A 9,439-nucleotide genomic window follows, 5' to 3' on the forward strand; every position below is an offset into this window, starting at 1 on the left:
GCAACCAGGCACTCTTTTAAAAATACAGAATGAGCTGTCTTCTTTAGTATTGCCTTTTTGACTGTATCTCAGAATTAATTTTCATGGGAGTTAAAAATACCGAACAGAAATAAATATTTTCCTAAGCCGAAAATGATGGTAATATTTAACTGGAATGATAGGGGCGAATAATGAGTCATAGAGGTATTGATATAGATGGTGATGGTGAGGGTGACTTAACTAAATCAGGTTTAAAATTAATTATATATATTGTATATAATCTAATTACTAAACCTACAAGAGTTGCTGCACAAGCAGTCATTTTAATACAAATGATTTTATCTTTTTTATTTTTATTATTTATTGATACAGGTTGGGCTATTGCCTTCCCCTTTACAGTTGCTGCTTTTTTTATTCCAGTCTATTACATCATTGAAGTAGGAAAAGCATTCTACGGATTCAGATTTTTTGTTAATAAATCATTTAAATATTTAATCATTACTGTATTAACAAAACTTATATTTAAAAAATAATTTATAGTCTATTTTTATAAGCCGACTTAATAGTCGGCTTCAGGCTGTCGACAAAGTCGACAGCTATTTTTTAATAATATTTAACCCTCAATATATAGTGCTTAACTTTAGAAAAGCCACCATATATACAAGAAATAAATTGACAAACCTCATTTTTCGCGACAAAGTTTGTTTGAAATTGATTTTGTCTACACTCTGAAGCCGACTTAATAGTCGGCTTATACTTTATCATCTAGAATCATTCTAGCTGTTCTTGAACTAACGCACCCGTTACTTTAAGTGCATATTTTCACAATATAATCTTCTTGGCACCGTTTAAAGAAATTAAATTTTGGAGACATAAAAAGTGAATTGTTTATCTTTATTATTTTAACCTTTGAAGGATTACCTTTAGTAACTCCTTAATAGTTATAAAAAAGAGAATAAAACCTATGAAAGAATATGTGTGTTTCCAATGATTAAGTTCGAACAAACTGAACTTAATAAATAATGGTTCCAAAATATATGAGTAAACTGCTGCGAGTATAACCGAACCCAGTACAAATTTGATACGTGTCTTACAAAACTGATATAAAAACATTGCTGAAATAGGGATTACTACAACATCTGCTGGTATAAGGGGTGGCACCATATTGACAAGTTTATCAGGATAACCCCATAGCATAAATTCTACCCCCGCAGTATCAAGCACACTAGCAAATACGCTGCATAAGAGTCCGTATGAAAATATTTCTAAGAATCGCTCTCTTTTTTTTTCAATAAATATCCAAAAAATAATTATCAAAGCCAAAGTGCTGATTAATAAAAACCACCACTGGGGACTAAATAGGTCATCCTTATACCAATGTTCGAAGGAAATATCAGTATACACTTTCCTTGCTCTCTCTACATTTTTGTAATCTAATATGTATTCCACTAAGACACCCCCTCAGGCGATTAATATGTAATCACTCTATTCTAGCATCGCTAATCCTAATACCAAATTACGTGTGAGTATGTCAGTGACTAAATCCATTTTTTCTTTCTCGCAGTTTATTATAAGAATAACCTCTGCGAATTTGTCTTTTGATTTAATTTTGACCTTTTTATCTTTATTTTTTATTTTAAATTTCACTATTTCTATTAGGAATCCTAGAATAACACCTCCTGCTCCCCCAATTAGTCCCCAGTAAATTGGTCCCCATTCCCATACCAATCCCCTACAGGCAAGTATGGTTGAAAATACTACAGCTAGAAGAAACCCAAAATCTAAAAAAGAACGGCCATCTGAGTGGTGTATAGTATCCATTATTGCAGGATTTTTCATAACCTTTTTTATAGGAACTGCAAATATATCAGTAATTCCATTTTGTTGTAATTCCGTGATACCAAGCTCTAGATATTTTGAATGTTCATATGTTGCAATAATTTGCATCTATTTAACCAGCCTTCCTTTTTTGATCTTATAATTAGAAGGTTGAAAATTATTAATTAGGTAATCTTTCTGTTCTTTATCGAATATTTTATTTAACTCAACTGTGTTCACATAAGCATCAAATATAGTAAAGAAATAAAAGGAAGGGATAAACAACGCCCATTGCATATCCAACACTTGTGTTGATTGGTTTATATCTCCCAATATGAGATAAACTATTGCTTCAATTAGGTGAGAATTATATGTATAAACTATTGCCCATATAAGAGTAAATAGGCCAGATAAAGTCCTATGTTGATAAGTTTGTCCAAGGCTAGGGATGAACAAAGCCCATAAAGTAGCAATATTTGGACTCCTCTTATCCAAATAATTAATGCCGAAAGAATTCATCGTATATTTTCTTAACGGAGATTTATCTCTTTCACTCAATTTAAATTCGTTATTTAGATCGACTGTTGTTCGGTAACTATCCCATATTGCAAAGAAATAAACTGGCATATATAAAAGCAGTAATCTAATATTAAGAATGTCCTTAGCTGCTGAAATATCTCCATTAAAAGAATAGACCATTGCCATATTCACTTTGGAATATTGATTGATAAAACCTTCCCAAATAATTAAAGCAAATCCTCGGAAATACTTACCTAAGATTAAATGTCCGAATCCTGGAAATGTAACAGACCATCCCGCTACTATATACGGGTTTCTAAAATGTAACATAGGAGTATCAATTAAGCCTAAATAGTTTCTGGGTAATCTTTTACTCTTTTTTAATTGTTTCATCCTGTTAAGCTCCTCCTCTTGTCCTTTAAATATCTTTCTAAAAAAAATAGAGGAATATACATCTTAAAGAATCAAAAAAAGACCTAAAAGGCCCCTACAAAGTACTTTTCCTTATTTAGAGCGTTTAAAAGAGCTTCCTCCGCAGCCATTCTTGTTGAACTAACGGACCCTTTAGCTAAAGAAGAGTAATAAAACCACCAATACAAACGATATGATTAACTAGATTAGTGAATAATCCCTATTTTAATTAAAACAAAAATTAATAGAGCAGACAAAAAAGCCGAAAAAAAAACAAACCAGTGAAAAATGACGGGGCATATTTGGATATTATCTTTAACTTATTCAAAACCCTCTCCATCCTTTCATCCTTTGTATTATTGGACGTTTACATTTTTAAAAAGTTACGATTAATACCTTTTGTTTTCCGCATATGAACATATATTTAATTCCTATTTCTTCAAATAACGCACCCGTTAGAATGATAAATTTAGCAAATTGTAGTTACAATGTTTTTTAATTCACCTTTTGTGTTAACGCTGTCTGTGCCATTCTCACAATTATCCCTGTTTTCCCATTCAATAATATACTTATTAAATTTAGTAGTAACTGATATTATTTTAACTTCACCTATGTCTTTACTGTGATATTCAAGAACGATTAATTTTGCATGTTCCTCTGTAATTTTTGACTCAATAATATTACAACCACTCGTTATTAAAGATAAAATTAAAGTAAAAATTATTACCGCTTTTTTCATCTTTTCCCCTTCTCCCCTTTATTGAATAAGACGTTTTTCCAATAATATAGTTTCAGAAAGGTTAATGTACTAAAACTAAAACTACAAAAAAGACTGCCGTAGCAGTCATACCATGTTCAACTAACGCACCCGTTAGTTGAGTAAAGCCATTTGTAGTGCTAATAATCCACGAAATGTTTTCTTCCAAGTGCTTTCAGTATGTGTTATCTTTACGTAGGTGATTAATATGATAATTAAAGAACTTCTTTCAAATTTAGCAATTTTGACTTCCTTGATTTTTGGATATGCACAACTAACAAACTCTATACCACTTAATAGAGAATCTACTCTTATAAGGAAAATCTTTTTGGGAATATTAGGAGGACTTCTGAGTAACATTTTAATGCAATATAGCATGCACTTGGGTAGTACAATAATTGACTTACGACATATACCAATTATGTTACTGTCCTATTATGGTGGTTCTATACCAGCATTAGTTGCAATGTTTTTGGTGATTATTGGTCGTTTTATAATAGGCATTAATACTTCTTCCTACTATGCTGTGATACTTATTACCTTAATTACAATTGTGTCGATTTTTATATCAAATATGAATCTCACTAACATAGTAAAAAGTTTCTATATATTAACTTTTTCAAATGGCATTTTTACAATTTTGTTTTCAATCTTGTTAAAGGATTTACAAACACTTTCACTTTTAATCCCATCTTACTGGCTTATATCTTATTTAGCTGGGATAATATCCTTTTATATTGTTGAATATTTGCGAAACACTCAAAAATTGTTTAATCGTTATAAGTCAGAGTCTGCAATAGATGGTTTAACCGGATTAAATAATGTTAGAAAATTTGATGAAGTATTCAATGACCTACTAAAAAATCTTGAGATCAACAATGAAATGCTATCACTTCTTTATATTGATATAGATCATTTTAAGAAAATTAATGATACTTACGGACATAAAGAAGGTGATGTCGTACTAATTGAACTAGGTAAAATATTGAAAAACTCCGTAAGAAATTTTGATATAGTAAGCCGAAATGGTGGAGAAGAATTCACTGTGATATTACTAGATTGTCCAACGAACCATGCTACTGAGATTAGTGAAAAAATTAGAAACTCGGTTCAGAACCACACACTCTTCTTTTGAATACTGGAGAAAAAATAAATATCACTATCTCAATAGGTATCGCTTGCTTTAATGAGTCAACATCTATCCCATCTGAATTAATCGCAGATGCTGACAAGGCTTTATATCAGGCAAAAAGATCCGGAAGAAACAAAGTTTGTGTAGCTGAATAAAAAATAGCTATTTAAAGTTACGCTTTTCTTTATTTTGTATTTCATTAGTCTACTGCATACTATTAGCCCATCTATGCAATGGATTCTTGAAAACTTTATTAATACTTCTTATTTTGTGGTACTTTAATATTAATTATGGGCTTAACTTTTACATCAGGTTATATGAATAGCTATTTAACTAACTCACCCGTTCGTAATATAAGTTTAGCCAGATATTTCTGGTTGACCTTTAGCTTAAGTACTTTCTTCCCAATAGTCTCGAACTGTGCATTAAAATTCTGAACTGACTATTTCATTTCCACATTTCTTGCATCGAATTGATACAATGTTTTCGCCGTTTTCGCCGATTCCGTCACCATTAACAACTGCTATATCTCCAGATTCTTTTGAAAAATAATTTACTAATTCTCCAAGACATCCGCATTCTGAACAAGTAATAGTAAAACTAATTTTCTCCCTCTTTGCATCTAAAATCCCTGTTATGATTCCCTTTAAAATTGGTATAACATACGATTTCATCACTTCACCCCTACGTCGCTTTTTGGTTCTATTATATATTAAGCATGATGATTAATTCTTCAACTAAACTGCTACGTTAGCAAAACAAAAAAAGAGCTGCCACCGCAGCCCCTGTTCTTCAAGTAAAGCACCCGTTAGTTGAACAAACTCACTTTAAAATCAGTTATTGATTTTTCATCTTCCCCTATGATCTCTACCTCAATTTCCCTAACTTGAGTAGAAAAAATTCTTTGTTTCAATATTGCCAAGTAATAATCATTTAGTGAATGAAAATGAGGTTGCATGGTTAAATTACTTTCTTCTACTACATCACCGTCAATTAGAATAAATTCTTATTAAACGTAGAAAGCTGGGTGATTATATATAGAACAATAGGTACATATTATCATCCACACTTTGTTGTCGTCCTCAAAGATATTCCCTTTTGTTAAGAATAAAACCATATAGAAGCAACATGGAAGGACAATCCACATCATTCCAAACAAAATATTCAATTATCGCTACAGGTATTCCACTATCGCACCCGATAGTGAAGTAATACCGCTTGTAGTGAGGTTATAATATTGTACGAATATAAATTTGTTAAATCGATTTAAATAAACTCTCCGGCAAGCCAAAAAAAAACTACCAAGAAGTAATCCAGGAAAATGCACAAGAAGGTTGGCGATTTGTACAATTAGTAGCACCTGATATGGCTACAAATTGTCTGGGCTCATACTTTGACTTGATATTTGAAAGACCCCTCGATGGGTTTTATTTATTATAAAGAACGGGTGTACCTAACATCCGGTAAGTTGATATCCACTTTGTGCAGTAGATATCCTATTTGTAATATACGGTTTCATTGTGAATTTTTTTTAGAATAATTAATTATGAAAACTAATTTATGATGCAATTCTTGCATCAGATAACGGCTTCCCCTCACTACGAAGCTGCTGTTTGAAACTAAGTTTATTAATTAAGCTCATACTGTAATGCCGGAAAAATGGTATAGGCCAAACCCCTTTGATCATCACCCGATAGTTTAATTACAATTCTTCACAATGTGCCTTTATAATAGAATAGGAAGAAGAGAATATTCCACACGTTAAAGGATCCACCGATGAATTTTCATCATTCTTCTTCAATAAATAGGTTTTCATAAGAGAAAGCTATAAAAACCCATTTGAATGCAGTAATTGATTCAAAATTTTCCATCTGAAAATATACTCATGCTTGGAAAAATGATTACATTTTCAGGATTGGAGGCAGATAATAGGGGATATAAGAAGAAGGAGGAAGAATTAGATTATCCAAGAAAATGGGTGCAAGAACATGCAATTATTTCTCCTGTAGGATTAGCAGAACTTGAAACACTTCAGGCAAGGCCAAGATTTGATGCGGTTTTAAGGGTTGTTAATACATTCGGATGGGATATAATAATTTGTTGAAAGGGAGTTTTATCATGCGGGTAAAAAAGATAAGTAAAAAGGATGGAAAATCAAAACATCTCTCATTTGAAATGGCAGTGAGGGAGCTTTATAATACTGGTACATGGGAAGGTGACCTTGAAAAAATAGCCGAATTGCTTAATGAGCAAGGAAGACTCTTGACACCATTTGCAACTTTTGAAATAGAGGGAAGATAATCGCCAGAGGACTTCACACCTTGAAGTCCTTTAATTTATAAATTAAATTAACGATATTCTTTACATAGCTTTTTTCTTAAAAAACTGGATTCATGTCGTCTTCTCCGTGGCTTTTATATATCATTGGAGATGAAGTAGTTCCGGCAAACACCTTCACCTTTTGACCAGCGGTGTTAGAGCTAAAGAAGAGCACCTTCTATAAACTTATCTAAGAATATAAAGTAATTTATAGAGGGAATGGCAATATGAAGTTCAATATATTTATAGATACTGAAGCCATCAAGATTTTAGAGTAGGTTATAAGCGTATTGGCTTGTTAGCTAGTACGCTTATATTATGGAGTTGATTACGCTACGCTGCCGCCCATCCCCCCATACCGTGTAGGTATACCTAGTGAACCAGAATCTGCCTTTGACAAATTTTCACAAGTTTTTTCAGGAGGTTGAAGAACAAACCTTGCTTTATCAACGATTTTATAAAAATACTATTTTTGTTAATGCCTCGCATGATTTGCAATTTTTTCCGTATCCTGTTATGATAAAGAAGAATTATTTTTGTTCGGTGTAACAATGGATAGTATGAATATCGACTTTTCGTTTTGAGAATCACTTTGGGCAAGGATAGTAATACAATGTGTTTTAACGCACTAGGAGGCAACAAAAATGGAACAAGGTACAGTAAAATGGTTTAACGCAGAAAAAGGATTCGGATTCATCGAACGCGAAGATGGAGACGACGTATTCGTACATTTCTCTGCTATCCAATCTGAAGGATTCAAATCTTTAGACGAAGGCCAAAAAGTTACTTTTGACGTTGAGCAAGGTCAACGTGGACCACAAGCTACTAACGTTCAAAAAGCTTAATCTTATATAGATGACATAAACAAGCTCTTATTAAAGAGCTTGTTTTTTTATATTCTCCTTATAATACTCATTAAAAAACCCTACTCATTGTTCAGTAGGGAGATGGTAAAGGTAATAAAAAAAGATTTAAAGCTTCAAAGGTTTGTTTACAGTATAACATACTGTATTGACAATATGGGAGATGTATAGATTTTTATTTATCTTTACGCTAACCTGCCTGCTAGTGAAACATAAAAAAAGAGTGCCGAAGGATACTAGCAAAAAGAACCATAAAATTGGTCCTTTTCTGTTTCTCTGCTAGCCATATATCATATTAAGACAACTATCTTTTTAGCCACTTTTTTACTACAATTGTCGTTCCTTCTCCAACCGTAGAATCAATGAGAAATTCATCCATTAGTCTTTTTACACCCGGTACTCCTGCTCCCAAACCGCCTGAGGTAGTATATCCGGCTTCCAGTGCTTTTTTAATATCTACAATACCAGGACCCTTATCGATAGCAGAAATCTTTAAACCTTTTGTACTGCCCTCTTCAATTGGGTGAAACGTGATTTCTCCACTTCCTGCGTATAAATAAATATTTCGGGCTAATTCAGATACGGATGTTGTAATACGAGTTTGGTCCACTGCACCAAATCCAATTACCTTTGACATTTCCCTTCCCTTTTTGCGTGCCTCTACGATATCCCATTCTTGATGGATTTTAACCGTTTCCATCATAGATGAACCACATTGATTTCCTTCAACAATCCAATTCCTTTTTCCAAATCAAGGGCAGTTAATATATCTGGAAGGCTTATGCCTAACTCAATTAAAGTGATAGCGACTGCAGGCTGTATTCCTGTTAACACCACTTTTGCTCCCATTAATTCTGCCATGCTGACCATGTCTCCAATTACTTTTGCGATAAACGAATCAATCATGTCTAGAGAAGTGAGGTCCAAAACAACCCCTTCTGCACTGGTCTCATGAATTTTATGCAATAGATCCTCTTGAAGCTCGAGAGCCGTTTTATCGTCCAGCATGACTTGTATGGAAACCAGTAATAAATTTTTCAATTTTAATATAGGGATTCTCATTATCTTTCCTCCAATAACTCATGAGCCTTATCATTTGTTTTAGGGGGAGAAAAATAAAACGCCAAAGAGGGGTTCTTTTGACCCGTCTTTGGCTTATGTCTAGTTCTGCTGCCTATCTGCTGCCAATATTCGTGTATCTAGCATTTAATCAATAGCACTTTTATTTTTCTCTAACACTATATCTGATATTACATTTTGCTTTAAGAACGAAGCTTTGTTTTTTTGTTCCATAAAGTATTATACCTTTAAACCGTTTATTTTTATATAAAAACCTATATGTAGATGCTACTGCTACTAAATAGGGTCTTTTCTTTGCATTTTGGCCTTATACGAAAAGTGAATATGAACACTTACTTTTCATTAAAGAACTTGGACGCCTTTTAATTGAACTTAATAATTGTAGCGATAACCAAGTCCGTACTATCTTTTGTACACATAATGGGTCATCTACGACAAAAAAAGGCTGCCAGCACAACCTTCCTTTTTCAACTAACGCACCCGTTAGCCAATCATGCAGCACTGCTGCACCACAGAATATGAAAATGGGTTTCCTGTCCATACTGATCTTACGGCTAGGAG

14 protein-coding genes are annotated in these 9,439 nt (G+C 33.0%); 7 read left to right on the top strand and 7 right to left on the bottom strand.

Annotation, left to right across the window (positions count from 1 at the left end; translation table 11 throughout):
• Positions 1–170 precede the first annotated feature (170 nt).
• Positions 171–512 (top strand): hypothetical protein, encoded by a 342-nt coding sequence (locus JOC77_RS20915; protein WP_204548545.1) that lies wholly within the window; start codon positions 171–173, stop codon positions 510–512.
• A gap of 364 nt (positions 513–876) precedes the next feature.
• Here the strand turns inward: JOC77_RS20915 and JOC77_RS20920 are convergent, their stop codons facing one another.
• The 4 genes from JOC77_RS20920 to JOC77_RS20935 all read right to left on the bottom strand — a co-directional run bounded on the left by JOC77_RS20920 (position 877) and on the right by JOC77_RS20935 (position 3,466).
• Positions 877–1,428: a CBO0543 family protein gene (locus JOC77_RS20920; protein ID WP_204548548.1), complete on the bottom strand. Its 552-nt coding sequence runs from the start codon at positions 1,426–1,428 to the stop codon at positions 877–879.
• A 36-nt stretch (positions 1,429–1,464) separates the two neighbouring features.
• Positions 1,465–1,926, bottom strand: a complete 462-nt coding sequence (locus JOC77_RS20925) for a hypothetical protein (RefSeq protein WP_204548551.1) — start codon at positions 1,924–1,926, stop codon at positions 1,465–1,467.
• A complete protein-coding gene (locus tag JOC77_RS20930) occupies positions 1,927–2,709 on the bottom strand; it encodes a hypothetical protein (RefSeq protein WP_204548556.1) in 783 nt (260 codons plus the stop codon).
• Positions 2,710–3,196: 487 nt separating this feature from the next.
• Positions 3,197–3,466: a hypothetical protein gene (locus JOC77_RS20935; RefSeq protein WP_204548558.1), complete on the bottom strand. Its 270-nt coding sequence runs from the start codon at positions 3,464–3,466 to the stop codon at positions 3,197–3,199.
• A gap of 226 nt (positions 3,467–3,692) precedes the next feature.
• Between JOC77_RS20935 and JOC77_RS20940 the strand changes: the two genes are divergently transcribed.
• A complete protein-coding gene (locus JOC77_RS20940) occupies positions 3,693–4,619 on the top strand; it encodes a GGDEF domain-containing protein (RefSeq protein WP_275585098.1) in 927 nt (308 codons plus the stop codon).
• Positions 4,616–4,771: a diguanylate cyclase gene (locus JOC77_RS21680; RefSeq protein ID WP_275585099.1), complete on the top strand. Its 156-nt coding sequence runs from the start codon at positions 4,616–4,618 to the stop codon at positions 4,769–4,771. The genes JOC77_RS20940 and JOC77_RS21680 overlap by 4 nt, the downstream gene beginning before the upstream one ends.
• Positions 4,772–5,041: 270 nt before the next feature.
• Here JOC77_RS21680 and JOC77_RS20945 read toward each other — a convergent pair whose 3' ends face one another.
• Positions 5,042–5,290 carry a hypothetical protein gene (locus tag JOC77_RS20945; protein ID WP_204548561.1) on the bottom strand — a complete coding sequence of 83 codons (249 nt, stop codon included), beginning with the start codon at positions 5,288–5,290 and terminating at the stop codon, positions 5,042–5,044.
• 637 nt (positions 5,291–5,927) lie between these two features.
• On the opposite strand from JOC77_RS20945, the gene JOC77_RS21460 reads away from it, so the two are divergent.
• From JOC77_RS21460 to JOC77_RS20965, 4 genes are all read left to right on the top strand, one after another.
• A complete protein-coding gene (locus JOC77_RS21460; protein ID WP_338047260.1) occupies positions 5,928–6,056 on the top strand; it encodes a DUF4177 domain-containing protein in 129 nt (42 codons plus the stop codon).
• Positions 6,057–6,468: 412 nt separating this feature from the next.
• Positions 6,469–6,720, top strand: a complete 252-nt coding sequence (locus JOC77_RS20955) for a hypothetical protein (RefSeq protein ID WP_204548564.1) — start codon at positions 6,469–6,471, stop codon at positions 6,718–6,720.
• A 14-nt stretch (positions 6,721–6,734) separates the two neighbouring features.
• Positions 6,735–6,917, top strand: a complete 183-nt coding sequence (locus tag JOC77_RS20960; RefSeq protein WP_204548567.1) for a hypothetical protein — start codon at positions 6,735–6,737, stop codon at positions 6,915–6,917.
• A gap of 662 nt (positions 6,918–7,579) precedes the next feature.
• On the top strand, positions 7,580–7,780 hold the full coding sequence (locus JOC77_RS20965; RefSeq protein ID WP_204544663.1) for a cold-shock protein: 201 nt from the start codon (positions 7,580–7,582) through the stop codon (positions 7,778–7,780).
• A gap of 322 nt (positions 7,781–8,102) precedes the next feature.
• On the opposite strand, the gene JOC77_RS20970 is transcribed toward JOC77_RS20965, so the two are convergent.
• Both JOC77_RS20970 and JOC77_RS20975 read right to left on the bottom strand, forming a co-directional pair.
• A complete protein-coding gene (locus JOC77_RS20970) occupies positions 8,103–8,501 on the bottom strand; it encodes an anti-sigma regulatory factor (RefSeq protein WP_204548569.1) in 399 nt (132 codons plus the stop codon).
• Positions 8,498–8,860: an STAS domain-containing protein gene (locus JOC77_RS20975; RefSeq protein ID WP_204548572.1), complete on the bottom strand. Its 363-nt coding sequence runs from the start codon at positions 8,858–8,860 to the stop codon at positions 8,498–8,500. The genes JOC77_RS20970 and JOC77_RS20975 overlap by 4 nt, the downstream gene beginning before the upstream one ends.
• Positions 8,861–9,439 lie beyond the last annotated feature (579 nt).

Source organism: Peribacillus deserti, from assembly GCF_016909175.1.
In the GTDB taxonomy this organism is placed as follows: Bacteria; Bacillota; Bacilli; order Bacillales; family DSM-1321; genus Paraperibacillus; species Paraperibacillus deserti.

Excerpts from the sequence above, each read along its gene's own strand:
- JOC77_RS20915 (WP_204548545.1), top strand. The coding sequence starts at position 171 with ATGAGTCATAGAGGTATTGATATAGATGGTGATGGTGAGGGTGACTTA.
- JOC77_RS20925 (WP_204548551.1), bottom strand. The coding sequence starts at position 1,926 with ATGCAAATTATTGCAACATATGAACATTCAAAATATCTAGAGCTTGGT.
- JOC77_RS20930 (WP_204548556.1), bottom strand. The coding sequence starts at position 2,709 with ATGAAACAATTAAAAAAGAGTAAAAGATTACCCAGAAACTATTTAGGC.
- JOC77_RS20935 (WP_204548558.1), bottom strand. The coding sequence starts at position 3,466 with ATGAAAAAAGCGGTAATAATTTTTACTTTAATTTTATCTTTAATAACG.
- JOC77_RS20940 (WP_275585098.1), top strand. The coding sequence starts at position 3,693 with ATGATAATTAAAGAACTTCTTTCAAATTTAGCAATTTTGACTTCCTTG.
- JOC77_RS20945 (WP_204548561.1), bottom strand. The coding sequence starts at position 5,290 with ATGAAATCGTATGTTATACCAATTTTAAAGGGAATCATAACAGGGATT.
- JOC77_RS20960 (WP_204548567.1), top strand. The coding sequence starts at position 6,735 with ATGCGGGTAAAAAAGATAAGTAAAAAGGATGGAAAATCAAAACATCTC.
- JOC77_RS20965 (WP_204544663.1), top strand. The coding sequence starts at position 7,580 with ATGGAACAAGGTACAGTAAAATGGTTTAACGCAGAAAAAGGATTCGGA.
- JOC77_RS20970 (WP_204548569.1), bottom strand. The coding sequence starts at position 8,501 with ATGATGGAAACGGTTAAAATCCATCAAGAATGGGATATCGTAGAGGCA.
- JOC77_RS20975 (WP_204548572.1), bottom strand. The coding sequence starts at position 8,860 with ATGAGAATCCCTATATTAAAATTGAAAAATTTATTACTGGTTTCCATA.